Genomic DNA, 479 nt, shown 5'->3' with positions numbered 1-479 from the left:
AGTGACAAATTGTTTAAAAACAGGTTGCGTAACGCCACATATAAGTAACTGGTTACCACAATAATCGCGAGAAAATAGAGGAAATAACATGCCATTATCTGGCCATAATATTGCAGAATAAGCGCCCCTCCTGCCTGCGCATTCCCCATCATACTCAAAAGAATCATGTCGGTGAACACCGGCGTGATTCGATAACCAATCACGACAGCAAAAGGAAAAAGGGTCAACATTGCCGACACGCACCCTCTGATGCACGTTTTAACATTAACCTGAATCGAGAAACGATGAATGCCAAAGTTTGCGCCATTGCCAAACAAGGTCATCCATTTACTGTAGGTAATACCGTTAATGACCCCTATCCCAATAATAGCCAGCAAACCGAGAAAAACGATATTGAACACTAAACCGCCGACGGCGATGGTTACCAGTGAGATAATATAAAGAACAATATAAAGCGCCACCATCAGGAGTACCGGAAG

General features: G+C 43.2%; 1 protein-coding gene. It reads right to left on the bottom strand.

Annotation, left to right across the window (positions count from 1 at the left end):
• Window positions 1–464, bottom strand: a 464-nt coding sequence (locus RAD15_RS43655; RefSeq protein ID WP_458184837.1) for a hypothetical protein, incomplete at its 3' end; no start/stop codon positions are given.
• Window positions 465–479 lie beyond the last annotated feature (15 nt).

It is taken from the genome of Bradyrhizobium sp. 14AA (assembly GCF_054185205.1).
The sequence above is the reverse complement of the archived record's forward strand: the minus strand, read 5'-3'. Positions and strand labels throughout refer to the sequence as shown.